The sequence below is a fragment of the Archangium primigenium genome, assembly GCF_016904885.1.
GTDB lineage: Bacteria > Myxococcota > Myxococcia > Myxococcales > Myxococcaceae > Cystobacter > Cystobacter primigenius.
In genome coordinates this window covers 3671398-3697955 of sequence record NZ_JADWYI010000001.1, presented here as the reverse complement: position 1 = coordinate 3697955, position 26558 = coordinate 3671398, and the positions used below count along the sequence as shown (strand labels likewise).

Genomic DNA, 26558 nt, shown 5'->3' with positions numbered 1-26558 from the left:
ACGCTTCCCCACGGCCCGTCATCGGGAGGTTCAACCCGGGTGACATTGCCGCGCATAACCGCACGCCAGGCGGGCACAGACACTCGCGTCCCGCCCCGCCCAGCGGCCTCCCGCCTCGGTGGCCACCAGGGCCCGCGCCGCCTCGCGCCACCGCTCGGCCTGGCGCGCGGAATCCTCACCCGTCGAGAAGAACTCCGGCTCCAGCACGTCCTCGACCAGGAAGACGAGCCCCACACGGACAGGCGTGTCCTCGCGCACCAGTTCGCGTGACGCCCGCTGGACCACGGCCAGCCATTCCGCGTGGGCCTCGACGCCCCGGGGCGAGCGCCGGCCCGGCTGGAAGAGCACCACCTCGGCCTCGCCCTCGGGCGTCTCCCAGAGCAGGTCCACCACGCCCTCGAGCGCCGCGGGCGCTGGGCCCGGCAGGGGCAGCACGAAGGGCAGCGCGCGGTGCACCTGGGCCGCGCGCGCTCCGGCCAGCCGCCGGGCGAAGTCCGTGTCCAGCAAGCGCACGAGCGTGGCGAGCGCCTCCTCCACGCCGTCCTCCGCCGCGTCCCAGCCCACCTCGCGCACGAGCGCCTCCAGGCGCGAGCGCCGCTCGGCCCCGGGCGTCTGCGCGAGCCGGAAGTCCACCCGCCGCAGCAGCGCCAGCACCCGGTCCGGGACGTCCGGCGCCGACTCGCCCCAGGCCTCGCGCTCGACGTAGGCCGCGGACTGACGCGGTGGGGACTCCCACGCCACCCCGCGGGCGCGCAGGCCCAGCCGGTGGATATAATGATAGCGGCGCGGACAGGCGATGAAGTCCTGCACCGCGCGCGCCTCCACGCTGACGACCTCGGGCAGGGCGGGCGCGCCCGGCTCGTGCACCCGCTCCCACGCGGCCTCCACCCGGGCCTCCTGCACCGCTGGCTCCGCGTCCTCGCGCGTGTCCAACTCCGGCGGCTCGGGCAGGGCGAGGACATCCACGTCCTCCACCAGGCCCCGCAGCCGCGGGTCCGCGAGCAGCCGTTCGTCGAGCAGACACCACCAGGAGTCCTTGGCCTGGGACTCCTCGGCGCCGGAGAGCAGCAGTCGGTCCCTCGCGCGGGTGAGCGCGACGTACAGCAGGCGGCGGTACTCCGCGGTCTCGCGCCGTCGCAGTTCGTCCTTCACGGCGTCGAAGCGGGGCGCGCGGTACTTGCTGTCCACGCTGCCGCTGATTTGCGTGGGCAGCCAGGGGCGCAGGCTCAGCCCGTGCGAGCGCTCGAAGAGCACCCGTCCCGTCGTGGCGCGCCGCTTTCCCCCGAGCGCGGGCACCACCACCACGGGCCACTCCAGGCCCTTGGCGCGGTGGATGGTGAGCAGTTGCACCGCGCGCGGGTCACCCGCCTCCAGCAGGTCCGCCTGGGCCTCGGTGGGCTCCTCGTGCGCCAGCCGTTGCAGCTCGCGCGCGAACGTCACACAGCCGCCGGTGCCCCGCTCGTCGCGGCGGCCCGCCAGCGCCAGCAGCTTCTCCACGTTGGCGCTCGCCTGCTCCGCGTAGGGCGTGCCCGCCAGGGCCTCGCGGTAGCCCGTGAGCTCCAGCGTGGCCAGCAGCAGCGCGCGCACCCCGAGCCGGTCACGCTCCTCGCGCAGCCGGGGCAGCGCCGCGAGGAAGCGCTCGAGCCGGGCGCGCTCGCCCTCGGGCAGGGACTCCAGGAGCGCGGCGCCCGCCTTCACCACGGCGGGGAGCGACAGGCCCTCGGGACCGGCGAGCCGGAAGAGCGAGGCGTCCGACAGGCCCACCAGCGGCGAGCGCAGCACCGCGGCGAAGGCGAGCGCGTCCTCGGCATCCGCCAGCAGGGACAGGAGCGAGGCCAGGTCCAGCACCTCCTGGGCGCCATAGAAGCCCCGCCCGCGCAGCACCCGGTGGGGAATGGCGTGGCGGATGAGCGCCTGGCGGTACACCTCCAGATGGCTGAAGGTGCGAAAGAGCATCGCCACGTCACCGCCACGCACGGGGCGCTGCTCCTCGCCTTCGGTGCGCACCGCCACGAGCGGCTCGGCGCCCGGCGCCAGCATCACCTTGAGCCGCCGCGCCACCGACTCCGCGTCCGCCAGCCGCAGCTCGCCCGTGGTCAGGCCCTCGTCCTCCAGCACCAGGCGCTCCACCACCGGGGCGGGCCGCGGCGCCGGACGCACCGGCTGGAGGTCATCCTCCGCGGGCACGTACACCACCTCGTAGGGCCGCGCCCCGCCCTCCCCCGGCACCAGCACGCCCGCGAAGGCCTGGTTGAAGAAGCCGAGCAGGGGCGGCACCGAGCGCCGGTTGTGCTGGAGGAAGCCGCGCGCCCCACCCTCCTCCTCGATCTTCCGCGCCAGCACCTCGAAGACGGACACGTCCGCGCCACGGAACTCGTAGATGGACTGCTTGCGGTCTCCCACCGCGCACAGGAAGGCGGGCTCCAGGGGAATCGACGCCACCACGTCCGCGTCCGGCGCCAGGGGCCGGGGGCCGCCCTCGCGCCGCTCGGCCAGGAGCAGCACCAGCTCCAGCTGCAGGCGGTTGGTGTCCTGGAACTCGTCCACCATGAGCGCGCCCAGGCGCTCCTGCATCTGCCGCCGGAAGTCCGGCAGGTCACGCAAGAGGTCGCGCGTGCGCACCAGCAACGAGGTGAAGTCCAGGGCGTTGCGCCGCGACAGCTCCTCGGCGTGGCGCGTCTCCACCTGGGCGAGCAAGGCACGGAACGACACCTCGAACGGAGCGGTGCGCCAGCCGGCGTACAGGTCCGTCAGCGTCATCACCGTGTTGTCGCTCTTGCCGAAGACCGACCAGTACACCGCGCGCATCGGCAGCCCCGCCCCGCTGCGCTGGGACGACAGCTTGCGGCCATCGGCCAGGAAGGCCGCCTCCAGCGCGGGCACGCCCTCGGGCGAGAAGCAGTTGTCCACCGTGAGGCCCCGGAGCACCGTCTCCAGCTGCCCGCGCAGCGCGCCCCACGCGCCCTTGGCATCCAACCCGGCCGCCTCGTCGCACAGCTCCAGGCAGTGGGCGACGAGGGCGTCGAAGGCCTCCCGCGCCTGCTCCGGCGTGGACAGCGGCACCTGGGCGGCCCGCAGACCTTCCTCGCGCAGCTTGCCGTAGATGCCCGCGAGCGAGGCCACCAGGCCCTCGGTGAAGTCCGAGCCGGAGAAGGTCAGCTCCTCGCACAGCTCGCGCACGTTCGCGCTGGTGTCCTCCAGGGCGTCGAGCACCACGCGCTCGCACACGTCCAGCACGAGCGAGCGCGCCTCCATCTCGTCGAGCACCTCGAAGGACGTGTCCAGGCCCGAGCCCGGCGGGGCCCGGCGCAGCATCTGGCCGCACATCGAGTGGAAGGTGCCCACGGTGGCGCCCCCCAGCTCCTCGCGCAGCGCGCGCCAGGTGTCCCGGGTGGGAAACGGCAGCCCCAGCCGCTCGAGCGACGCGCGCAGCTCCGGCTCCAGCAGGGCCTTGGGCTCGGCGTGCACGAGCGCGTCCAGACGGGCCCGCACCCGGGCGCGCAGCTCGGCGGCGGCCTTGTCGGTGAACGTCACCATGCCCAGACGCGAGGGCCGCAGGGGCTTGAAGCCCTCGCGCGCCCCGGAGAGCAGGTGCAGCGTCATGGTCACCAGGCTGTACGTCTTGCCCGCGCCCGCGCCCGCCATCAGCGCGAGGTTCTTCTCCAGGGCCAGCAGGAAGGGCTCACTCATGGCCGCCCTCCTCGCCTACCAGCCGCCGCTCGGTGATGCGGCACACGGCCTGATAGCCGCAGCGCGAGCAGTCCTTGGGCCGCATGGCGAACTGGCCCTCGCGCACCGTGCGCACCAGCCGCTCCACCGCGTTGGCCAGGTTGGGCTTCTGCTCGGCCGCCATGCGCTCGCGCACGGCGGGCTCCGTGGACAACAGCTCGTCCAGGTCGAGCGTCAGCTCCGGCTGCCGCTTGTCGGCCAGCACGTCCGCGAGGAGGATGGCCTTGCCCGTGCGCAGGGAGAACCAGGCCGCGTGCCGCGTGTCGCGGTGGCCACTGACGCGCGCGGCGTACAGGTAGAGCGGGAGCTGGAAGTCCGAGGCGTCCATCAGCTTGCCGCGCAGCACCGAGCGCGACAGCTCCCCGGACTTGTAGTCGATGACGCCCACCTCGCCCCCGGCCATGTCCAGCCGGTCGATGGTGCCCTCGAAGTGGATGAGCTCCTCGCCCACCTCGAGCGTCACGGCCTCCCAGCCCTCGGCGGGATTCTTCGGCCCGAAGCGCAGCTCGAAGCCCGAGGGCTCCAGCCGCTCGAAGGGCAGGCCCCGCCGCTCGTCCAGGAGCACGCGGCGCACCATGTTCTTCGCCCGCTCGCGCGCGAGCCGCCACAGGGCGGGATGGCCCACGTAGTGCCGCTGCTCGAAGTGCGCCCGCACCTCGTCGAGCACCGTGTCCAGCAAGGCCTCGGGCAGCTCGTGGAAGCCCCGGCCGAGCAGCTGCCGCTCCTTGAGCCGCTTGAAGAACTCCTCCAGCACGCGGTGCCAGAAGACGCCCTGCCCCCGGCTGTCGAACTCCTCGCCGGGCCGCTCCGGCTCGGGCACCTTGAGGCCGTAGGAGAGGAAGCCCTGGAAGCCGCAGTTGCTGAAGCGGGCGATGGACGAGGCCGACAAGGGGCGCTCCGCGTCGAAGCGGAATGCCTCGCGGATGGCCTCGCCCAGGTCCGGCGCTCCGACGAAGCCCGTGTAGCGGCCCGCGTCCGAGCGCGTGCCCCCGAAGAAGTGCAGCCGCTCGATCTCCACCGCCTTCATCTCCGCGGCGGCCTGGAGCCAGGGGCTGTCCTGGAAGCGGTCGTGCAGCACATGTCGGGCGGGATCCGGCTCGGACACGCGCAGCCGCTCGAGCGCGAGCGTCTCGAGCACCACGCGCTGGCGCAGCTCCGCCGGGGTCAGCACCTCGTCGAGCGGCACGATGGCCGGCAGCGCGCGCGCCTCCCACTCCAGGCCCGTGAGCCGACGCACCTCCTCGAGGAACGCCGAGGGCGCCTGCTCCTGCCCGCCCACGCCCGCCACGGAGAACGACAGGCTCACCGACTCCTCGGCCGTGGCCAGCGCGCTGGCGAACAAGAGCCTGTCCTCGGTGAGCCGCCACGGCGCCCGGTCCTCGAACTCGCCGCCCGTGAGGCGGAAGACGTCCCGGCCCAGGTGCTTGTTGAGCGCCTGGCGCTCGGAGTCCCCCAGGAGCGCGTTGGGCACCTCGCGGCCCGGGAAGCGGCCCTCGGCGACGCCGCCCACGAACACGCGCGCGAAGGTGCGGCCCTCCAGCTCGCGCACGTCCAGCACCTCCACGGCGCCCGAGAGGGGCCCGCGCGCGGGCAGGTGCACGTCGCGCACCGCGTCCTGGAGCCAGCGGCCGAAGGTGCGTCGGCCCAGACGGGCGCCGCCTCCCACCTTCACGAGCGCCCGCTCCAGCTCCCGCACCCGCGTCGCCAGCGCCTCGCGCGCCGCCTCGTCCCGGGCCCGGGCTTCCAGCACGAGCGCGCCCAGGCCCTCGTCCGCGGGGGCCTCCGGCGCGCCCTCCGAGTCGAGCAGCCCGAGCCGCCGCACCACCTGCCACCACGCGGCGAGCAGCTCCGAGGCCTTGCCCTGCTCGGGGATGCGGCGGCAGGACTCGATCAGGAGCAGACAGCGCTCGCGCAACAGCCGGGCCTCGTGGGCGCGCCGCTCCTCGCGAGGACGCACCTGCCCGGGCAAGGGCTGCGAGCGCCGCGCGAGGGCCTCCAGCCGCACGTCATACGCGCCCTTGCCGCGCGAGGCGCCCAGCCGGTCATCCCGCACGGCCGCGAGCGACAGCAGGGTGGCGGGCGCATCGGGCGCGCCCCGCGAGAGCGCGGGCACGTAGCGGCTGGCGAGCAGCTCCGCCACGCGCTCGGCGGGAAAGCCATCCTCCGCCAGGAGGGGCAGATCCAGCGCCAGACGCACGGGCCCCGCCAGCGCGAGCGGCTCGCCGAAGGGCAGGCGCACCGGCACGCCCAGCTCGCCCAGGGCCTCGGCGACCCACGCGGCCTCGGGGCCCAGGTCGCGCCAGGCCACGGCGATGCGCTCGGGCGGCGTGCCCTCGGTCACCGCGCGGCGCACGTCCCGGGCGATGAGCCGCGCCTCGTCACGCGCGGAGCCCGCGCTCCACACCCGCAGGCCCTCCACCTCGCCCGCGAGCAGCGCCTTGGGCGCGTGGGGCGAGAACACGCGGCGGCCCAGCTCCCCGAGGGGCCGCGCCTCGAAGGTCACGTCCGCCTTGAAGAGGTCCACGTGGGTGAGCACGTCGCCCCGGTTCTCGAAGGCGCGGAAGAGCCCCGCCAGGGCCGCGTCCGCCACGGGCGAGCCGCCCACGGGGGTCTGCACGCGCAGGCCCACCTTGCGCGCGTCACACGCGGCCGCCAGGGCCAGCAGCAGCTCCAGCGTCGAGGGCCGCACGTCGTAGATGCCGTGCAGCACGAGCGCGCCCACGTCCGCCCAGGCCTCGGGCCACTCGCCGCGCTCCAGCGCCTCGCGCGCGCCCCGGACGCCGTCCTCGCGGTCGGCCAGGCCCAGCTCGGCCATCTTCTGCTCGTAGCCGTGGTGCAAGAGGGCGAGGAGCCGCACGCGCTCGCGGCGCTCGGGGGGCAGCACCTCCAGCGCGTCCTGCAGGTCGCGCGGGGACAGCCGCCCGGCCTTCATGTCCAGCACCACCTCCAGCGCGGCGCGCGCGAAGGCGGGCTCGTGGACGAAGTCCCCCAGCGGCGTGGGCCCCAGGCCCTGCGCGAGCGCCCCCAGGAGCGTGCGCGCCACGAGCGGCGTGCCCTTGCGCCGGCCCAACTCCCGCGCGCCCCCGAGCGCGTCGAGGAAGCCCTCCCAGGTGAGGAAGAAGTCACCTCGCACGACACCCTCGACGCTCCGCGTCGCGCGCAGCGCGGCCTGACGGCGTCCGGCATCGGGGAAGACCTGGAGGGTACGGCGAAACTCGGGGGGCATACGGGGCGGTGGAGTCTAGAACGACGCGGGGGGCGCATTTATGCTCGACGCCATGCCATCCGCCCTGACTTTTCTAGCAATCGCCTCCCTGGTTGCTTCCTCTCCCGTCCCCGACGCCGCCCTCCCCCCTCGGGCCCAACAGGCGACGGACGCGCCCCGGCTCCAGTCCTTGGACTTCAACTGGACGCGCGAGGGCCTCATCACGGGCGTGGGCGGGGCGTTGTGGATCACCACCGAGGCGGTGTTCAAGTCCCAGCTCGCCCCGAGCGCCTGCCGCTGGTGCGACCGCTCGCCCGACGGCACGGACACGCTCAACGCCGTGGACCGGTGGGGCCGGGGCGTGGCGGCGCGCACCGAGCAGGGCCGGCACACGTGGAACACCTGGAGCAACGTGGTGGACTTCGGCGTGCTGCCGGTGGGCGTGCTCGGCGCCCAGTACCTGCTGGGGTCGAGCAACGGCGCGTCCATGCGCCATGCCGCGGAGGACGCCACCATCATCGTCGAGTCGGCGGTGGTGGCGGCGGTGGTCAACCAGGCCGTGAAGTTCGCCGTGGGCCGCGAGCGCCCCTTCGTCCACGTGCTGGACGAGGCGCAGAAGGCGCGCACGGAGAAGCCCTCGGACAACAACCTGTCCTTCTACAGCGGGCACACGAGCCTGGCCTTCTCGCTGGTGACGGCGGCGGGCACGGTGTCCGAGCTGCGCGGCTACGACAAGAGCTGGCTCATCTGGGCGGTGGGCCTGCCCGCGGCGGCGTCGGTGGGCGTGATGCGCATGGGCGCGGACAAACACTACTTCTCGGACGTGGTGGTGGGCGCGGCGGCGGGCTCGCTCTTCGGCGTGGCGGTGCCCCTGCTGCTGCACGGCCGGAGGAGCGCGACCCCGGACATGGGCCCGGGCGTGTCGATGCGGATGTCTGGCAATCTGGGCGGCATGTCGCTGTCTGGCACGTTCTGAGAGAAAAGAACCCCACCCATGAGCACCTGCGCCTTCTGTCCGGGTCCCCTGCTGCCCACCTTCTCCGATAGCCTGCCGCGCGAGCGCTGTGGCCGCTGCGCCTCCGTGTGGATCGAGGGCGATGCCCTCACCAAGGTCATGGGCGGCTCGGCCGCGGAGGCGCTCGTGCGGCGGGCGCGCGGCAAACATGGCCTGTGCAAGGACTGCCAGGCGCCGCTCTCCCAGGTGCCCCAGTGCGAGCAGTGCCACCGGCCCGCGCCCACGTGTCCCCGCTGCAACATCGCGCCGCTGGCCGTGACGAAGGTGCACGACGTGGAGGTGGACGTCTGCACGACCTGCCAGGGCGTGGCGCTCGACGCCGGGGAGTTGGAGCAACTCCAAAAGCTCGCGCGCGCGGATCGGGACCGGGAGTTCGACCTGAAGCCGCGGCTCGAGCCGGAGACCCTCTCCAAGTCCCAGTGCGCCACGTGCAAGCGGACCGTGAAGCTCAAGCACGCCTTCACCGTGAATGATCAGCTCTACTGCGGCAGCTGCGCGCCCGCGGGGTCAGCGCCCTACGATCCCACGCTCACCCGCGCCAGCCCCAGCATGGAGGAGTCCACGAGCGTGGCCGTCATGAAGAACGTGCGCTGGAGCCCCGTGGATCCCATCTCCTCCGCGCTCGACTGGCTGTTCTCACGCCTGGGAAACTGAAGCTCCCTGTATCGGGGTCCGCTCCCGCCCCTGGGCATTTCAACTTCCTCGGGGTTCAAGGGCTTCGCGGCGGGTCAACACCCAGACAACCCAGTGGCGGAAGCTGGTCACGAAGAATCCCGAGGCATGACCCATGGAGCGCCGCTTTTTTCGGCTAGGCATTGATGTGGATGTGGCGGGGCGCTGGTACCTGGCAGAACCAACTCTCCTGACCGGGCAGGAGTTGGAAGACGTTTGGGAGTTCAGCTATGGCCGACCCGTCGACATCCGCGAGAGACTCCGCGTCCCGATTGATCGCCCCGGGACCCCACTGGACTTTGATACAGCCGGAGTTGGACAAGTCCCCATCGTCAATGCACGTGTTGCCTCTGTCTTCCGCGAGATGGCCTCCAGCGATGTTCAGCTCATCCCGGTCGAGGTCCAAGGACAGGCCGAGCCCTACTATCTTGTGAACGTGGCGCGGACGGTCCGGTGCATTGACGAGAAAGCATGCGCGGAAGTTCTGCTCTACAGTGCGGAGGATGGGCGGCCAGAGCGAGTCGGGGAGTACCGCTCGGTGATTGGTCTGCGTATTGATGAATCCAAGGTAGGCAATGCTCGCGTGTTCCGGATCTGGGGGTGGCCCCCACCGGTCATCGTTGCTCAGGAGATCAAAACAGCCTTGGAACGAACCGGCGCGGTGGGGGGGCGATTCGACGAAGTGTCTGGCTCAATAGGCCCAGACCTCGACGGCATAGGCATGGGTGACCGCGTGGTTGAGCCCCACGAGTAGCACCGCCACCGTCCAGCGCAGCCAGACAGGCCGCTCGGCGAGCCCGTCCCCCACCAGGAACAGCAGGGGGAAGAGCACCGTGTTGTAGCGGAACGCGTTCCCCAGGTCGCCCTGGGGCAACATGATCAACAGCGACAGCAGGACATAGAGCCCCAGGGCCCGGTGGCGCCGCCCCAGCGCCAGCGCGGCCACCAGCCACAGCGCGGCATACCCGTGCCGGAGCTTCATCCACAGGGGCACGCCCGTCGCGTGCCAGGGATTGCCAAACCAGATCCCCCGAATGGCGCCCCACACGGAGTCGACGTAGCGCCACTCGGTCTGCGCGTGCATGAACGCGAGCGGATCTCCCGCCATCCTCCACTCGAAGAACAGCAGCCCGCCAAAGGACAGCAGGGCCCCCACGCCCACGGTACCAAAGCGCAGGAGGCGCTCACGCCACGTGGACGCATTGCCGGCGAGCAGGAGCGCGGCGGTGATGGCCACGAGGCAGCCCTGGTTGCGCGTCCAAACACACAGCATGCACAGGAGCACCGTGGGCCCGAGCGCCCCCCGCGAGGCGCAGGCCAGCGCGCCGAAGGATAGCAGGAGGAAGAGGGCCTCGGTGTGGTGGGAGTGCAGCGAGAAGCTCGCGGGGCCGTAGAGCAGGAGAAACCAGCCCCAAGGTGTCCGGGGAGACAGGGGCGGAGGCAGTACGCCCTGGCGGCTCCAGCGCGTGTTCCAGGCCACGAACCCGAGTAGGAACAGGGTGGACACGCCACAGCCGACGACCTGGGGAGGCAGTCCCCCGCCCAGCGCCGCGCGAACGAGCCACACGAGGCCCGGATAGAGCGGGAAGTAGACCCAGAGGGGCCACTGGTACCCCTCGGCCACGATGATGCTGTAGAGCATCGAATCCCAGCGATCGAGCAGGGCGAGCGGGGAAATGTCCTCGCGCCAGGACGTCACGGCCCACACGCCGACGTGATGGACCAGCATCAGCGTCAGGAGTCCCCAGGGGACCCAGGACGCGGCGGGAGACGAGGGACGCGCGTGAGGAGATTCCACCGGGAGCGGGGCTGTACTCGGGGTCCTTCACCCAGGCAAGCCCCCTCCCCGAGCCTTCGCTCCGAAGTCACGGCGCCAAGGCGCTCGTTGGAGCACCTCGCTCCGAGGTGTGGCGGCCGTCGCGTGCCGCCCTGCCGCACACCTCCTGGCCCTCGCCCCCCGTGGCTGGGATTGAGCCAGAGGGGCCGCGCTGGACGTTCAGGACAGCCGCGCCACGAGTGCCTCACGGTCCGCCACGAACCAGAGCGAGGCCCCGCGGTTCGACTCGTAGACGAAGCCGTGCAGCGCCTTGCTGTGGGCCACATGGGCCGAGATGTCGCCCAGGATCGCCAGACGCATGCGGTAGTTGACGAACTTCTGGGCCAGTTCCCCAGCCACGCCCGTGGCGAGCTTGAAGAAGTCCTCGCCCAGCCGCACAGCGGGAATGGCGACCAGCGTCGCCTCATGCTCCCACGCCAGGCTGAGCAACTCGGAAGCATCCCGGATCCGCGGCCCCTCCGGTGACAGTTCGAGGACACGCACTCCGTTCACCTCCAGGGTCTGTCCTGTCAGCGGGCGGCCCTCCGTCGGTGATGCCTCGGACACGTTGACTCCGGTCATGACTCACTCTCCAGGTAGAGGGCAACGAGTTGCAGCAAACGGGTGTTGGCCCCGAGCGGTCCGGTCACGATGAGCTTCAAGCGCTCGCGCTTCGGATCGTAGAGCGTGTCGACGCGCAGGGGACTCTCGCCTTCGTCCGAGCTGTTGGAGGCCGCCACCAGACCGTTCGCGATCCGCATGGCCGCATCGCGCTCGATGTCCTCGATCTCGACGATGCTGGAGACCTCCACGTGGCTCCGGCGGCGCTCGGGCGGAGACATCGACCGGCCGGTGAGCGCCTCGATGGCCTCGCGGGTGATCCGGTACTGCTTGCCGATACGCGTGGCCTTCAGCCGCCCTTCGCGGACGTAGACCCGGACCGTGCGGACATGCAGGTCCAGGAGGCTGGCGACCTGTTCGACCGTGTAGAGGTCCTGGGACATGGACGCATCCTACCCCAAAACTACCTTTCAAACCAACTTTTCTTCCCGGATAGGGAAGGATAGGGAAGTTCCTACCCTCCCCCCCTGAGTGCGCCCCCCATCGCGCGGCGTCCGCTCTAGTCCACGCCGAGCACCGTGTACCCGTACGCCGGCAGCGTCACCGAGTAGCTCGCGGAGGAGATGGCCGGAGCCGTGCTCCCGGTCAGCAGGTCCACGGGCGTCTGGGGAATCTGGAGCCCGGTGTGGGTCAGGTTGACGGTGACGGTCTGGCTGGAGGCCTGGTAGTTCAGGATAACCAGCGCCTTGACGGAGCCGTCCTTGTTCGTGCGCGTGAAGGCGTAGAACTTGCGGTTGTCCTGCGTGGGCAGCTTCACGCGCGCCCCCGTGGGCGCCAGGGCCTTGTACGAGGCCTGGGCACGCATCAGGCTCCAGAGCTTCGCCTGGTCCGCCTGGGACCAGTTGGGGATGACGGACTCGTGGGGCAGGAGCGTGTGCTGGCCGTTGTGCAGGTAGAACAGCGTGCCCACCGTGGTCAGCGTGGCGATCTCCAGGAGCCGCTTGTTCGCGGGCACCCCGGCGACCTCCCAGCTCGGCGGCGTCTGGGTGATGCCGCCCGCGGCGTTGATGGCATCCCGGTTGTTCTTCAGGATGTTCTCCAGCCCGTCCGGGTTCTGGTTGTCGATGGCGGGGATGATGGTGCTGAAGCCCGCGCCGCCCCAGTTCGTCAGCTCGTAGTCCTGGATGCTGTTGTAGTGCCACTCCGTCACGTAGCCCGGCCCCGGGGCGCCCTCGGAGTTGGCCCACGTGTCGTAGGCGCGCAGCACGTCCGTGATGTGCGCGTTGTTGATGGCCGGGGTGATGCCGTCATAGACGGCGGGCGCGTCCAGGGCGAAGCCATCCAGGCCCTTGTCCATCCAGAAGCGGATGTACTTGCGCGTCTCGTCCCGCCACTCCTGGGTGTTGAAGTTGTAGGACGGGATGTTCTGACCCCAGAACGCGTAGTAGTAGGCCCCCGCGCGGCTGCTCCAGTACCAGCGCTCTCCGCCCGTGGCGCGGAAGTGGAACCACATGCGCTCCTTGCTATACGTGTTGGTGCGGTTGTCGTCCTGCGCCTTCACGAAGAACGAGGCCGTGTCCCGCGCGTAGCCGACGTTGCCGAACATCAACACGCGCATGCCGCGCGCGCGGGCCTGGGTGAGCAGGTTCTGGAAGTCCGACATGCTGCCGATGGACGGATCGATGCTGTAGTTGTCCGTGGCACCCAGGCCCGCCCACACGTCCGCCGGGCCGGTATAGGGCGCCATGAGCTCGATGGCCCCGTAGCCCCGCGCGCGCAGGTCATCCAGCTCGCTCGCGATCGTGTTGAGGGTCTTGTTGTAGTACTTGGGGTAGTAGCGCATGACGCCCGCGCCCTCCTCCCACCACCGGGCCCGGAGCGGCGAGCCCACGCCGATCACCTTCAGCGTCTGGCTGCTGGCCCAGTGGCCCGCCGCCGAGCCCAGCACGGTGAGCCGGATGTAGCGCCAGGTGCCGTTCACCTCCTGCGCGAAGTCCTTGCCCGCGGCCCCCGAGGACCGGTCCAGCAGCGTCGTCCAGGTGCTGTTGTCCGTGGAGCCCTCGAGCTTGAAGCGGTGGGTGTCGCTGTTCACGAAGGACTGCTCCACGCGCCGCACGAGGCTCGGCGTGCCCAGGTCCACCTTGAGCCACTCGGGCACGCTGGGGCTGCTCGCGCACCAGTAGGACGTCCCATTGCCATCCACCGCCTTGCCCGGCTCGTACCCGGGCGCGAGCGACGAGGCGGACGCCGAGGCCCCCAGGGCCAGGTCGCGCTCGAGCGGCGTGCCGAACACCCGGAACTCCTGGCTGCTGGCCCAGTGGCCCGCGGCGGAGTGGCTCACGGACAGCCGCAGGTAGCGCCAGGTGCCGCGCACGTCCTGCCCGAACGTCTGGCCCGAGGCTCCGGTGGACTTGTCGAGCAGCGTCGTCCAGGTGCTGTTGTCCGTGGAGCCCTCGATCTTGAACCGGTAGGTGTCCACGTCGACGAAGTTCTGCTCCACCCGCCGCACGTCGGCCAGCACGCCCAGGTCGATGGTCATCCACTGCGGCATGCTCGCGCTGGTGGCGCACCAGTAGGTGGCCGCGTTGGAGTCCGTGGCCCGGGTGATTTCATAGCCCGGGGACACGGTCGACGCCGCGCCCGAGCGGCCCAGCGCCAGGTTGGCGAAGCCATACACCTTGAACTCGGTGCTGCTCGCCCAGTAGCCCGCCGCCGAGCCCCGCACCGTCAGGCGCACATAGCGCCAGGTACCGCTCACGCGCCGGGAGAAGGCCTGCCCCGAGAGGCCCGCGCTCCCATCCAGCAGCACCGTCCACGTCTTGTCGTCCAGCGAGCCCTCGATCTGGAAGCGGTGGGTGTCCACGTCCTTGAAGTTCTGCTCCACCCCGGTGACGAGGCTCGGGGAGCCCAGGTCCACCTTCAGCCACTGCGGCAGGCTCGCGCTGCCCGCGACCCAGTAGGTCGCCGTATGGATGTCCGTGGCCTTGCCGGGCTCGTAGCCCGCGAGGCTCGACGAGGCCGTCACGGACCGGCCGGGCGCGAGGTTGTCGCCCTCGTCGGTGCCGAAGACACGCAGCTCCCGGCTGGAGGCCACGAAGCCCTCACGCGAGCCCGTCACCGTCAGGCGCACGTAGCGGAAGGTGCCCTGGACGCCCTCGCCGAAGATCTGCCCCGCCGCGCCCGTCGTGCGGTCCACCAGCGTGGCCCAGCGCGACCCATCCAGCGACGCCTCGAGCTTGAAGCGCCAGGTGCCGGACTGGGTGAAGGACTGCTCCACGCGGCTCAGGGAGTGCAACCCGCCCAGGTCGTACTGGAGCCACTGCGCGCTCGCCGTCGTGCTGGCGGTCCACGCCGTCGCCAGACTGCCGTCACGGGCATTCCCCGCGACCCCGGACGACGCCGTGGCCGTCGCCGTGAGCGCCAGATTCCCGCTCGCGGCCCGGGCCTCCCCGGGCCCCAGTGCCAACCACCCCGCGCCCAGCAGCGCGAGGGGCCACACCCACCCCCTTGATGTCGTCGTGCCTTGCCGTGTCATGTCCCTGTCCCCGTTGAACGAACCGGAAACACGGATAACATGAATTTCCAACAAAATGGGAAAGACGGCGTCCGCCCTGGAGCGCGCCCCTCGCGTCTCACTCCCGGATCTCTCCCCGCGCCATGCCGAAGTGCACGACGTTGCCCGTCTTGAGCGGCACGCTCGCACCGGGGGGAACGTCCGCGATGCTTCCGTCCGGACGGGTGAACGTCCACTTGTCGGTCGTCAGGTTGCGCAGGCCCCAGCGGCCCGGGTCCCCCGGCTTCTGGCTGACCTCGGCCACCACCTCCTCGAAGTCCTGATCCTCGTGGAGGTGATCCCGGTAGAGCCGGGTGTCGTGGTTGAGCAGGATGAGGCGCTGGCCCACCCGGAGGCGGGGCGGCAGTCGGACAGGGGCTCCGCAGGACCAGCACCGCAGCGCGCCCCCTGGCGACTCCCCATCATGGAAGCACTGCCTGGCGCACTGGGCGCAGTAGACGAGGGCATCCCGTGCCCGCGGCAGCTCCCGGCACCACACGCTCTCCATCACCCGGCGATGGGGCGAGCGCAGTCCCTCGGAGAAGGACTGGAGGAACAGCCGACGCAGCGCCTCGGGATAGAGGGGATGGAAGGCCAGCGGGTTGTCGTGGATGCCCGGCACGGGGCGGTTCGAGTCATCCGCCGGATCGTGGATGTAGAGAGGCTCGGTGCCATACAGCTTGTTCATGGCGGGCAGATCCAGACAGCGGATGCCCGCCTCGCGGGCGCCCTCCAAGGGGTGCCCCCCTTCCAGCAGGTAGAAGAGCAGCACGGCCAGGGAGTAGCGATCCGTCTCGGACGAGGGCACCGCCTCGCCGCGAACCACCTCGGGGGCCATGAACCGAGGCGTGCCGAGCACGCCGCCCTGGCCGCTGCCCGTGATGTCGACGTTGTCGTTGTCGCAGATGCGCACATCGCCCGTGCGCGGATCGAAGAAGACATTGCCAAAGGAGATGTCGCGGTAGCACAGCCCGCTGGCGTGGAGCTTCAGGAACGCGGACGCCAGCTCGTAGCCCGCGGTGATGAGCGCACGGAAGCCCGGCACCACACGCCGCGCCATGAAGTCCTCGGAGGAATGGAAGCGCGGCTCGCGCAGCGCCATCACGTAGCCGAAGCGGGGACCCGAGGGCGCCACCACCAGTTGCAAGGGCCAGAGGAAGTGCGGGGTCGGCGGCCCCTTGAGCACCAGCCGCTCGATGTCCCGCCGCTGGGAGGCCGTGGCCATGTGCGCGTGGTAGAGCTTGAGCGCGCGGGTCTGACCGCCCACGCGGACCCGGTAGACCTCGCCCTGTCCGCCGGCGCCGAGCCGCTGCTCCACGTCCACCCGTTCGCCCGAGACCGTGGTCAGTCCCCGGGGCAGCTCGTCCGTCACTCGCATGGGTCTTCTCCGTGTCCGGCGCGCGGGAGGTGGATCATCCCGAGCGTGATGTCGTCTCCACTGCCGCGCTCCGAGGTCAGCGAGAGGAGGGCTTCCAGCTCCGCGGCCACCTGGGAAAGGCCCCGCTCGCGCACCCGGGCGAGGTAGTCCGGGCCAATCCGCTCGAAGTCCGCCCGGTTCTCGAAGGAGTTGGAGTAGCCGTCCGTGCCCAGCAAGAGGAGCACCTCGCCTTGCGGACGTGGCCAGACCGCCACCCGCAGGGCCAGCCACGCCTGGGGGCCGCACAGCGAGTCCGTCTCGTCCGCGAAGTGGCGCTCATCCGGCTCCACCCCCCGCATGACCTGGCCCGAGTCCTGGACGACGAGGATGTCGCCGTCACCCAGCTGGGCGAAGAGCACGAACTCGGGCGCCACCAGCACCGCGAGCAGCGTGGTTCCGTGCGCCCGCAGGACGTCGCCCTCCGGGGGCGACTCACCCACGGACTCCCGCACGCGCCGGCTCCACTCCCCCACCAGCTTGCGGGCGAAGGGCTCCCGGGCCCACTCCCGCACCGTGGCGGGACGGGTCCGCTGTTCGGGGGTGAGCCGCGCGTGGAAGTCGAGCAGCCACTCCACCGCCACCTCCACGGCGAGCTGGGCGCCCTCTCCGCCCCGGGGACTGGAGCCATGGCCATCCGCGACGGCCAGCACCCAGGTGTCCGCGCGCCGCGCCCAGGCGATCGCGTCCTGACAGGGTCGACCCTCGCGCTGGTGCCGCGCGCCCGTCACGCGGCGGCCCTCGATGCGGGGCTCACCAGACGTCATTGGCGTCCGGGGGGGTCGGCGAGGGCGCGGGCGGAGCGGGCAGCGGCACGTTGACGTTCGGGTTCAGGCGCGCCTGGCTCGCGGGAGCGGAGGCGGACTGGAGCACCGCCGTGGAGGCCCAGCGGATGAACTTCACGAGATCCCTCGCGGTTTGGGCCACGAGCGGCCGCAGCTCCGGGTGACCCATGAAGCGCTGGAGCACGTCCAGGTTGGCGTCCTCGCCGATCGCGATGGCGATGCGGACCGCCTTCTTGCCCCAGCCCTGCGCCATCAGATCCTTGAGACCGCTGTTGAAGTCGTCCGTGGGCGAGCCATCACTCAGCAGCACCAGCACGGGCGGCAGGGCCCGCTCGCTCATGGGCGGCGTCTTGAGCGCCTCGGTCACCAGCTTCAGCGCCAGGCCCATGTCCGTGGAGCCATCGGCGGACAGGTCCGTCCACGAGAACTCCTCCACGGGCGTGGGTTGGGAGACGTGCCACTGGGCACCCGAGGCGAAGCGCACCACGCGCACGAGCACCCGGGCGTTCGGGTTGCCCTTCGCCACGTCTTGCATGTGCGGCAGGGCCTCGCGCACGGCCTGGTTGAGCGATTGGATCTTCCCGCCCGCCATGGAGCCCGAGCAGTCCGCGATGAAGATGAAATGCAGGGGCCGCGTCGCGATGGGCCCACCGGGTAGTTCCGTCATGTCCGTGTCTCCTCGTGAAATCGAATCACCGTGTCGGGGCCACCAGCCGCGCGCCCAGTCGCTGGGCGTCCGCCTTCGCGCGCGCGGCCTCCTCCCAGGTGCGCACCGCGAGATAGCGACGCTCGCCGTGCTCCAGCAGCTCGCCCACCTCGGGGAGCGGCTCCCGGGGAATCACCACGGGCTTGTGCGCGGCGGCCTTGTGCCCGGGCCTCGCGGAAAGCGTCGGCGGCTGGAAATGGAAGGCCGCATCGGCCGCTCGGGCCAGGGCGTCCAGGGCCGCCTGTCGTCGCGCCGCCTCGCGCTCGAGCGCCGTCACGTCCCGACGCGAGGCCTCGAGCTGTTCTTCCAGCCGGGCCAGCGCCTCGTCTGGACCCGGACGCTCCGCCCCGGGTTGGAAGGGGGCCTCGGCCGCGCGGCGATGGGTCTCCTTCTCGCTCGACAGGCGCTTCAGGTCCTTGTCCAGCGCGTAGAGCTCCTTCTTGCGCCGCTCGATCTCCTTCTTCTCCTTCTTGGGCAGTGCATCCAGGGCCGCCTGGAGTTCCCCTCGGCGCCCCGTGTGCTCCTCCAGCCGTGCCTGGCACGCGTCCAGCTGTTCCCGGGCCCGCGCCGTCCGGGCCGCGTGCGCGGCGCGAAGCACCTCCTCGGACCGGGCGCGCCAGCGCTCCTCCAGCGCGGGCAGCGCGTCGCGTGCCTCCTGGAGACGTGTCTGGTGCGCCTCCAGCTCCGGAGCCAGTCGCGCGTGCTCGAGCCGCGCCCGCTCCACCTCCCGTGCATGCGCGGCGCGCTGGGCCTCCTCGGCCAGCCGCAGCTCCTCCTGCGCCTCCTGCTCCGCGCAGAAGCGATCCAACGCCAGAAGCTCCTTCTCCTGATCCTCCAGCAGCGTCACCAGCCGCGCCGCGTCGTCGGGCCGCCGCGAGAGCGGCTGCTCGCGCACCTCGTCGAGCGCGTGGCGCAGGCGCTTGCGGCGGCTGTTCACGTCCTTCCAGCGGGACACCAGGCCCGTGAGCCGCGCGAGCAGTCCGCGCTTCCCCTCCTCCTGTTCCTGCTTCTCCAGGACGCCCACCGCGCTGTTCGCGCGGGCCTCGATGTGCGCGTCCAGCTGTTCCCACTCGGTCAGCAGCTTCGCGGCACGGGCCCCGGGAGGCGCCTGAGGAGGCACCACCCGCCAGCGGTAGTGCACGCACCGGGTCAAGGCGGGGGGCTCCCGCCAGCTCGTCGGTCGCGCGTCGTCCAGCGCCAGCAGCTCCGCGGCCCCCACGTCGCCCAGGTCCACGGGCAGCGTGTCGTGCACGCGCTGCTCGGCGGCCGAGCCCTCCAGCCGCACGGGCCCGCGCACCGCCCCCAGCGCTCGCGCCGCGTGGAAGCGCCAGGCCCCCGCGCTCGCCCCCAGCTCCAGCAGGTGCTTGATCCGGATGGCCTCCTCCGCCTCGAACTCCAGCCGCAGCCGGCTCGGGCCCTCCCCCAGCTCCATCACCATCCGCCGCCGCGTGAGCGCCAGCCTCGGCAGGCCCCTGTCGAACCAGGCCAGCGCCGTGCCCTGCCCGACCCGCTCGCGCAGGCGCGTGAAGTCGTCGCTCGTGGGCGGGGTCAACAGCAGCCGCGGCGTGCCCTCCACGGGAAGCCGCCGGGGTTCCACGGCGAGCTCCGCATCCGGCAACAGCGGCACGGGGGGCTCCGCGCGCGACAGGAGCTGACCGCGCGTCAGCGCCGGCCCGGCCTCTCCGGGGGCCGGGAAGGGAGACGGCGGGCATTCCCGGAAGCGCCCCTCCGGCCCGGATTCGCGCCGGGCCTGGTGCCAGAAGAGGTGCACGAACAGCTCGTGCAGGTCATGCGCCAGCGCGGGACCGAGCGGCAGCAGCCAGCGCCGGGGCTGACCGGGCGCGCCCAGGACGAGCCAGCCCCGCTCACCGTCCGCGACGAGGAAGTCCGCCGGGGGCTCGGCGCCCAGCCGCGTCAACAGGCGCGCGCCACCCGCCTTCACCAGGGATTGGAGCTCCGGAGCGGACACCCAGGGCTCGGGTCCGAACAGATAGGTGCGGCACTGGGCCGTCTGGCTGCTCCAGCCAAGCGCCTCGCGCATCCACGCGGGATGCAGGGTCGTGCACGCCGCCACCACCGAGCGCGCGCCCTGGAGCACGGTTCGCCAGTCGTCGGGGCGCAGCGTGTCCTGCCGCGGCCAGGGCGGCGTGGCGTCACCTGGCGCCGGGTCCTTCTCCCAGAGCGGGAGCTCGCGCGTGGAGCGGTCGTCCTGTCGCTCCCGGGACTCCGCCAGGATGGGTCCTTGTCGCATCACCCGCCTCCTCTCGGCCGCAGATCGAACGGCGCGGCCAGCATCCAGAACAACCGCTCGTCGCTCGCCACGGACCGCAGCTGGGCCTCCGGTTCGGCGGGGGCCACGGGGAACAGAGCCAGGGGGGTGTCGCGCACGCGGGCGGCGAAGAGCGCTCGCCGACGCGAGTCCGGCACGTAGCCGGCCTCCTTCTTCAACGCCGCGAGCAGCAGGGCGTCCGCCCACCGCTGGGCCTGGGCGGCGGAGCTCGGGCCCACGGGCACCTCCAGCAGCTCCACCTTCTCGTAGGTCCCCCGGCCGGGGACGGTGACGGAGGGATGGCGCAGGGAGCGCAGGAAGGGCGCCGCGTCGTCCACGTGCCCATCGAAGTCCATGGCCACGAAGCCGCGCGCGTCGTCCCAGCGCGGCTCCCACGCGGAGAGGAGCGCCCGGGCCTCCAGGTCGGGGACGGTGGCGTCGGGCGTGGTGAAGGGGGCGCGGCGCGGCTGGCCGTTCTCGCTCCACGCCACCTGCCCCGAGAGCCGCCAACGGTTGTCGCCGGAGGGAAACGTCACCTCCCACGCCACCTGACACGGCGGCGCGGAGGCCCACCGGCAGCGCACGGGCTGACCCGCGGGGCCCAGCAGCGCGCGCAGGCAGAAGCGCAGGCCCGGTTCCACCACGGAGGCCCAGACGTGGTGCCGGTCCGCGCGCAGCCACTCGGGGACGGGCTCCAGGCTCTGGAAGTCCGAGTCCCGAGGCTCCACCTGCTCGCGGCGCACGTGCAGCAGGCGCACGCCGCACAGCGGGTGCCGGGCCACCCAGAAGGTGTAGACGCCCTGCTCGGGCACCGGCACCTCGGAGTCCTCCGCGCACCGCCGTCCCAGCGCCGTCAGCCGGCCCGCTTCGTCACACAGCCCGAGGTACTCGCAGTGCCGCCGCAGGTTGGCGCACGCCGTCTCCGACAGCCCGGGCAGCACCTCGGCCAGCGTCCGGACGTCCAGGGCGTCCCGCGCCAGCGCGGCCCGACACACCCGTCCCAGCTCCGGGCGGGACTCCAGCAGGGCCAGCTCGGCCAGCACGGTGAGGGTGAAGAGCTCCACCGGAGCACGCAGGGTCGTTCTCATGAGGGCCTCCCGTCCTGTCGCTCGGACACGAGGAGCGGGGTGTCCTGGGCGAGCGTCTTCAGCTCCTCCACGTCGCTCTTGAGGAAGAAGCCGCGCGTGCCCACCACCACCAGGAGGTGTCGGGCGCGCGTGAGCGCGACGTTGAGCCGGTTGGGACTGTCCAGGAAGCCCTCGCGGTGGGTGTTGCGCAGGGACAGCAGCACCACGTCCGCCTCCCGGCCCTGGAAGCGGTCCACGGTCCCCGAGGTCAGCTCCACGCCCGGCAGCTCGAAGCGCGTCTCCCGGGACTGGCCCGTCACCTCGCGCAGCATGTCCCGGAGGGCCAGCTCCTGCCGGACGTAGAAGGCGAGGCACGCCACCTCCCAGCGGCCCTCCCGGCGGGGGTTCTTCCGGGCCCAGGCGAGGAAGGCCTCGAGCTGCTGGCGCAGCATGCGCACCTCCTCGCGGTTCACCCCCCGCGTCTCCCGGCCCTCCACGTGGCACCACATCCGCCGCGCGGCCAGTGCCTTCCCGTAGCTCCACCCCACCCGCTCCTCCCGTCCCTCCAGCGTGTTGGCGTCCTTCAGGGCCTGCTCCGCGTAGAAGCTCTTGCGTGGGAAGGAGGACAGGCTCGGGTGCATGCGGTGCTGGTGGTCGAGCCGCACGGCCCGGGACGCCCAGACCGGGAGCGGCAGTCCGGCGGCCAGGGTGCTCGGCCGACGCACCCGACCCGTGCCGGAGCCTCGCTGCAGCACCTCGAGGGCGCTGCGCAGACCGATGTCCAGCACCGCCGCGACGGCGTCTGGCACCCAGCCCGCCTCGGGCGCCGCCCGGGGCAGCAGCGCTTCCAACTCCCGCTGGGGCTTGCGGGAGCGCGCCGGGCTCAGCTCGTGGACCCGCACCAGGCGCCAGCCCACCTCGACCGCCCAGTCCTTCTCCTTCAAGAAGGCGGCCTCGTTCGCCTCCACCGCCTCCAGGGTGGACAGCTCCTGGCCCCGCTCCCGCACGGGGAGCGGCAGCGCGTTGCGTGCCCGCCGCCAGTGCGCGCCCCGGTATGGCGCGAGCACCTGCCTCGACCTGAGCTCCTCCCGCGTCCAGCACGGGTCCGGGGGCAGCCACCGCTCGACCTGGCCCAGGAGCGCGGGCTCGACGAGCACCCAGCGCGCCCCCAGCACCCGCAGGGCCTCGGGAGCGCCCCGGCGCAGCTGCTCCACGGAGACCTCGGTGTACAGGACGGAGGGCGGCGCGGGCACCCGCGAGACGATGCGCACCACCTCCAGGCCCGAAAGCGCCGGGTCTCCCGCGCGGGAGGCGAGCTCGCGCGCCAGGAACTCGAGGACCTCGGACTCCTCCGGCAGGAGCCAGCGCACGGCCTTGCCTTGGAGCGAGGGCCGCGTCAGCCGATGCAGCAGCAGGCACGCGCGCTGGTGGGCGGGCATGAACCGGTCCGCGCGGCGCTCCCCCGGGGCGACGTCCCGGAGCGCCGCCTCCAGGTCCTCCCGGTCGGTGAAGGGCGGCAGCTGGCGCACGTCCCCCACGACGATCCAGCGCTCGGCGGAGAGCGCCGGGACGAGCATCTCCTGGAAGGTCGTCTTGCTCGTCTCGTCGAGGATGAGCACGTCGAAGCGCGGGGGCTTGGAGCGCGACTGCGCCTCGTCACGCAGCGCGGGGTGCGCGAGGATGCCCAGGGTGGTGCCGCAGGTGAGGTTGGCCGAGTCCAGCACCACGCCCTGGGCCATGCGCTCGAGCGCCTCGTCCCCGAGTCCCTCGAAGCCGGGCTGATCGCGCCAGCGCGCCACCAGCTCGGCGATGCGCGCGTCGATCTGCCGTCCGCGCACCCGGGGGTCCACCCGCTCCGCCTTGCCAATCCGCAGCGCCTCGACCTGGGGGAAGTGACCCACGAGCCGCTCCAGCACGTTGTCCACCGCCACGTGCGTGGTGGAGCACAGGAGCACCCGCCGCCCGCGCGCCACGAACTGGAGGATGAGCTCGCAGATGGCGTGCGTCTTGCCCGAGCCCGGAGGCCCCTCGAGGAAGGCGAAGTCCGGCGTGGCGAGCGCCTTGGCCACGAACTCGCGCTGCTGGAGGGTGCCGCTGGCGTGTTCCTTCTGGAGGACGAACCAGTTCGAGACGGGCGCGGGCGTGACGGTGTCCCAGCGCGACAGCCGGGGATCCTCCAGCAGGCGCACCAGCCCGCGGTGGTGCGGCAGGGGCGCCTGGCGCAGGGACTGGAGCGCGTCCATCTGCCGACGCAGGTTCTTCAAGTCCACGGGCAGTTGCAGCACGCTGCCCTCGGGCGGCAGCCGCTCGAGCAGCAGCTGGTAGCTGTCGCGCTGGAAGCCGCGCACCCGGAACGACGCGCGCGCGTCCCGTACGCCCTCGACCCGCACCTCGGAGACCCCCTCCTCGCAGAAGGCCGCGCGCGGATCCACCGAGGCATCACGCTCCACGTCCTCCGAGGCGAGCAGCTGGATCCACGTGCCCGGCCGCTTGCGCTCCCGGCCCCGGACGGGCGCCCACGCGAAGCGCACGCCCTGGTCTCCGAGCAGGGGGCCCTCGGCGGGCAGCCGGGCCAGCTCCAGCTCGGCATCACCGGACCAGGGCACCGGCAGGCCCGCGGCATCCTCCAGCCGGGTCAGCTCCGTGAAGGCCTCGCGCGGATGCGCGGCCACGGGCTGGCCCCGCGCATCGAACAGCGCGTCCACGCGCCCTTCCAGCACGAGCCACCGCCGCTCCCCCCGCGTGAACTGGCGCCGGAGCGTGAGGGGTCGGCGCTCCGCGTCGAACAACCGCTCGGGGAGCGTGGACGCGCGCGTGGCCACCAGCCGGCACGGCGTGTCGTCCCAGAACACCCGGTCCTCGGGCAGCACGGGCTCCTCCAACGTGACGAGCGGGCCCTCGGGCGAGGCCACCACCGACAGCACCGTCACGAGCCGCGCGCGATTGACCACGACGAGGGGCCTGGTGGCGTCGGGCGGGGCCTCCTCGGGCCACTCCTCCACCCGGTAGAGCAGCGGGACGGACTCGAGCTCCAGCAGACTGTCCAGGGCCCGCAGCCGGATGTGCTCGGGCTCTGGAACGACCCGCCAGGACACCCGGTGGCGCACCTGTCGGGCGCGGGCGGCGTCGATGGCCGCCCCGACATAGGAGACGAAGGGCCGCAGGGCCTCGTACGCCTGGGCCTGGACCGCGGGCGCGGCCCGCTCCGGCACGAGCGCGGCGAAGTGGAGCGCCTTCATCCGCGATCCCGGTAGAAGTCGCCGAAGAGCTCCTTGAGCCGCGCATGGGCCTGGGCGGGCTCGGACACACTCGCCTCCCGGGCGAGCCGCACCTGCCGGGCGGCGCTCGACAGCACCTGCCGCGCCGATTCCTTCTGCGACAGCTTCATCCGCGCGTCCACGGGCGGCCCCAGTCCCGCGGGATCCGGGCAGGGGCCCATCACCCCCTGGGCCAGGTGCGCGAAGAGCTTCTCCAAGCCCTCCAGGTAGTCCTTCGGGGCGGAGGTGAACGCCCCATAGCTCAGCACCTCCAGATGGAACGAGCGCACGGGCAGCTCCGGGCGCCGCCTCCTCCAGTGCTTGACGACCTTGAGCAGGGGCTTGAGCTTCTTGCCCGAGCGCTCGTTGGCCGCGGTGCTCAGCCGCTGGTGGAGGGTGGGGTTGGACAACACCCACTGGCCCGTCTCCCGCTCGGGCACCTGGTAGGCCTCGCGGCCGGGCACCTTGAAGGCGGGCACGACATCGAACTCGAGCCCGCTCTTGGAGAAGCCCACGTGCACCGAGTGCTGCTGGAGGATGCCCAGGGTCTTGTTGGGCCACTCGGCGTGCAGCGCCTGCCGCAACCGCTTGAGCGCCGCATCCGCCGTGAGCGCGCCGGGACTCGACTCCCCCAGCACGACGAACACGTCGATGTCGTGCAGCGGCCGGATGGCGGTGTTGCGGCTGTAGGAGCCGGACAGGAAGTCCGTGGTTCCCAGGCGCTGGCGCAGGCACTCGCGCAGCCGGGTATGTTGACCATTGACCTCTTCCCGCTGCCCCGGTGTCAGCTCCAGGGATTGGATGAACTTCTCCAGCCCCTCACGCACGCTCCACATGTCCGCTCCTGGGTTTCACTCGCCCAGCAAGAGAGACGGCAAAAGACGGGGCAATCCATCGCGGCCCCGGTGCTTTTTTTCCCGCGGGCGCGCGGCCCCAAGGATTCCGGCACCTTGGAAAAACCCCACGTCCCCCTCAGTTTTCCGAGCCGGAGCGACTCGACTGCCCAGTCCTCGTCAGCGTCGCGCCTCGCGCGCGCGAAGGCATGGCCCTGGCATCGGCATTGCTCTGACATGCGCGTCCCCAGCGATTCCAGGAGCGCCCATGAATCCGTCCCGGCTGCGCCAGTTGTTCGCCCGAACCCTCCGCGTCACCCTCGCCGCGCCACTGGTCCTCACGGGGTGCGGCATCGTCGATCCGGTCCTCACCCCGCCGCCCACCCAGCAGCCCCCCGTCGAGCCCGTGCCCGAGGAAGGCCCGGGCGAGGATCTGACGGGCTACAGCACGTTCGAGTGCGACAAGGGTCGGCCGGCGGTGCGGGGCTTGATGCCGCCCACGCGTCCGGACGTCGTGGAGCTGCGCGGGGAGACCTCCGCGCCCGGCGCGCCGCCTCCGTCGGAGACGCGCCCCGTGGTGTCCTCCGAGGGGACCGCCTGCGAGACGGCCACGGATTCCCAGACGTGTCAGTCGGCGTTCGCGGCCCTCAAGGGCCAGCCGGGCTTCCATCGCAGGTGCGAGGCGCTGTGCGGCTCCTACTTCCTCGCCACGACGCTGGGCGACACCGTGACGGCCTACACGAGCCTGGAGGGCCTCAAGAGCTTCCTCGGGCGCATCGACACGCCCCAGGAGGCGGTGCTGGTCGCCTTCGGCCAGGGCCTGGAGCCGTGGTGTGACGGGACGCTGAGCCACGGCGCGGTGCGGCCCAACCCGGATGGCACCTACAACGTCGTCGGCACCGCGGGCAGCACCTGCGGGCCGGGCACCCAGCTGGATCAGATCGTGGTGGCCGTCACGCCCACGGGCGAGGTCTCCGAGCTCAAGCGCACCCTGCTGCAGAAGGGCGATCCCAACTGCGCCGTGGGCCGGCGGCCCGAGGGCCTGCATGCCGCGGCGGACGTGGTGTGTGACAGCGCCCTGGGGCGCTACTTCGCCCAGGCCGCGCACCTGGAGGCCGCCTCCATCCAGGCCTTCCTGCGGCTGCACGAGGAGCTGGCCCGGCACGGCGCGGACGAGGACTTGCGCGACGCGGCCCTGGCGAGCGCCATGGACGAGGTGATGCACACCGATGTGAGCACCCGGCTCGCGCGCCGCTTCGGCGCCACGCCGCCCCCGCCGCGCGTGGAGACGCCGGTCGCGCGCGGCCTGTTCGAGCTGGCACTGGAGAACGTGGTGGAGGGCTGCACGCGCGAGACCTACGGCGCGCTGGTGGCGCACTACCAGGCGCTGCACGCCCGGGACGAGGAGGTGCGCGGCGTGATGACGCGCATCGCCGAGGACGAGACCCGGCACGCCGAGCTGTCCTGGGCCATCGACCGCTGGGCCCACGAGCGGCTGACGGACGCGGAGCGCGCCCTGCTGCGCGACGCGCGGCGTCAGGCCGTGGAGACCCTGCGCGAGGAGCTCGCCGCGCCGCTGGACGAGGCGCTGCTCACCCAGGCCGGCATGCCCCCGCCCGAGGTGGCCGCGTCCCTGTTGGACACGCTCGAGCGGGAGCTGTGGGCCTGAGGTCCGC

General features: G+C 72.2%; 17 protein-coding genes. 4 read left to right on the top strand and 13 right to left on the bottom strand.

Annotation, left to right across the window (positions count from 1 at the left end; translation table 11 throughout):
- Positions 1 to 30: 30 nt before the first annotated feature.
- Both I3V78_RS15335 and I3V78_RS15330 read right to left on the bottom strand, forming a co-directional pair.
- Positions 31 to 3690, bottom strand: coding sequence for a UvrD-helicase domain-containing protein (locus I3V78_RS15335; protein ID WP_204488613.1), 3660 nt, complete (start codon positions 3688 to 3690; stop codon positions 31 to 33).
- Positions 3683 to 6955 carry a PD-(D/E)XK nuclease family protein gene (locus tag I3V78_RS15330; RefSeq protein ID WP_204488611.1) on the bottom strand — a complete coding sequence of 1091 codons (3273 nt, stop codon included), beginning with the start codon at positions 6953 to 6955 and terminating at the stop codon, positions 3683 to 3685. The genes I3V78_RS15335 and I3V78_RS15330 overlap by 8 nt, the downstream gene beginning before the upstream one ends.
- A gap of 169 nt (positions 6956 to 7124) precedes the next feature.
- On the opposite strand from I3V78_RS15330, the gene I3V78_RS15325 reads away from it, so the two are divergent.
- The 3 genes from I3V78_RS15325 to I3V78_RS15315 all read left to right on the top strand — a co-directional run bounded on the left by I3V78_RS15325 (position 7125) and on the right by I3V78_RS15315 (position 9375).
- Positions 7125 to 7910 carry a phosphatase PAP2 family protein gene (locus I3V78_RS15325; RefSeq protein WP_239576438.1) on the top strand — a complete coding sequence of 262 codons (786 nt, stop codon included), beginning with the start codon at positions 7125 to 7127 and terminating at the stop codon, positions 7908 to 7910.
- Positions 7911 to 7928: 18 nt separating this feature from the next.
- Entirely contained in the window at positions 7929 to 8603 is a 675-nt protein-coding gene (locus I3V78_RS15320; RefSeq protein ID WP_204488607.1) for a TFIIB-type zinc ribbon-containing protein, read from the top strand.
- Positions 8604 to 8736: 133 nt separating this feature from the next.
- Positions 8737 to 9375 (top strand): imm11 family protein, encoded by a 639-nt coding sequence (locus tag I3V78_RS15315; protein ID WP_239576437.1) that lies wholly within the window; start codon positions 8737 to 8739, stop codon positions 9373 to 9375.
- On the opposite strand, the gene I3V78_RS15310 is transcribed toward I3V78_RS15315, so the two are convergent.
- The 11 genes from I3V78_RS15310 to I3V78_RS15260 form a co-directional block, all read right to left on the bottom strand.
- Positions 9313 to 10350 carry a hypothetical protein gene (locus I3V78_RS15310; RefSeq protein WP_204488604.1) on the bottom strand — a complete coding sequence of 346 codons (1038 nt, stop codon included), beginning with the start codon at positions 10348 to 10350 and terminating at the stop codon, positions 9313 to 9315. The two genes, I3V78_RS15315 and I3V78_RS15310, sit on opposite strands and share 63 nt — an antisense overlap.
- 267 nt (positions 10351 to 10617) lie before the next feature.
- A complete protein-coding gene (locus tag I3V78_RS15305) occupies positions 10618 to 11019 on the bottom strand; it encodes a DUF4180 domain-containing protein (RefSeq protein ID WP_239576436.1) in 402 nt (133 codons plus the stop codon).
- The gene (locus tag I3V78_RS15300) at positions 11016 to 11441 is read right to left on the bottom strand and encodes a helix-turn-helix domain-containing protein (protein WP_204488602.1); all 426 of its coding nucleotides are present in this window, start codon (positions 11439 to 11441) and stop codon (positions 11016 to 11018) included. The genes I3V78_RS15305 and I3V78_RS15300 overlap by 4 nt, the downstream gene beginning before the upstream one ends.
- Positions 11442 to 11557: 116 nt before the next feature.
- Positions 11558 to 14497, bottom strand: coding sequence for a discoidin domain-containing protein (locus I3V78_RS15295; RefSeq protein ID WP_204488599.1), 2940 nt, complete (start codon positions 14495 to 14497; stop codon positions 11558 to 11560).
- Between the two features lie 133 nt (positions 14498 to 14630).
- A complete protein-coding gene (locus tag I3V78_RS15290; RefSeq protein WP_204488597.1) occupies positions 14631 to 15929 on the bottom strand; it encodes a protein kinase domain-containing protein in 1299 nt (432 codons plus the stop codon).
- Positions 15920 to 16732, bottom strand: a complete 813-nt coding sequence (locus tag I3V78_RS15285) for a PP2C family serine/threonine-protein phosphatase (RefSeq protein WP_204488595.1) — start codon at positions 16730 to 16732, stop codon at positions 15920 to 15922. The genes I3V78_RS15290 and I3V78_RS15285 overlap by 10 nt, the downstream gene beginning before the upstream one ends.
- Positions 16719 to 17417, bottom strand: a complete 699-nt coding sequence (locus tag I3V78_RS15280) for a vWA domain-containing protein (protein WP_204488593.1) — start codon at positions 17415 to 17417, stop codon at positions 16719 to 16721. The genes I3V78_RS15285 and I3V78_RS15280 overlap by 14 nt, the downstream gene beginning before the upstream one ends.
- A gap of 25 nt (positions 17418 to 17442) precedes the next feature.
- Entirely contained in the window at positions 17443 to 19707 is a 2265-nt protein-coding gene (locus I3V78_RS15275) for a hypothetical protein (protein WP_204488591.1), read from the bottom strand.
- Complete coding sequence (locus tag I3V78_RS15270; RefSeq protein WP_204488589.1) at positions 19707 to 20813, bottom strand: hypothetical protein; 1107 nt, start codon at positions 20811 to 20813, stop codon at positions 19707 to 19709. Before I3V78_RS15270 ends, I3V78_RS15275 begins: the two co-directional genes overlap by 1 nt.
- Positions 20810 to 24031: an AAA domain-containing protein gene (locus tag I3V78_RS15265; RefSeq protein ID WP_204488586.1), complete on the bottom strand. Its 3222-nt coding sequence runs from the start codon at positions 24029 to 24031 to the stop codon at positions 20810 to 20812. The genes I3V78_RS15270 and I3V78_RS15265 overlap by 4 nt, the downstream gene beginning before the upstream one ends.
- Entirely contained in the window at positions 24028 to 24885 is an 858-nt protein-coding gene (locus I3V78_RS15260) for a nucleotidyltransferase domain-containing protein (RefSeq protein ID WP_204488584.1), read from the bottom strand. Before I3V78_RS15260 ends, I3V78_RS15265 begins: the two co-directional genes overlap by 4 nt.
- Positions 24886 to 25150: 265 nt before the next feature.
- Here I3V78_RS15260 and I3V78_RS15255 point away from each other — a divergent pair, with 265 nt between their 5' ends.
- On the top strand, positions 25151 to 26551 hold the full coding sequence (locus tag I3V78_RS15255) for a ferritin-like domain-containing protein (RefSeq protein ID WP_204488581.1): 1401 nt from the start codon (positions 25151 to 25153) through the stop codon (positions 26549 to 26551).
- Positions 26552 to 26558: the final 7 nt, after the last annotated feature.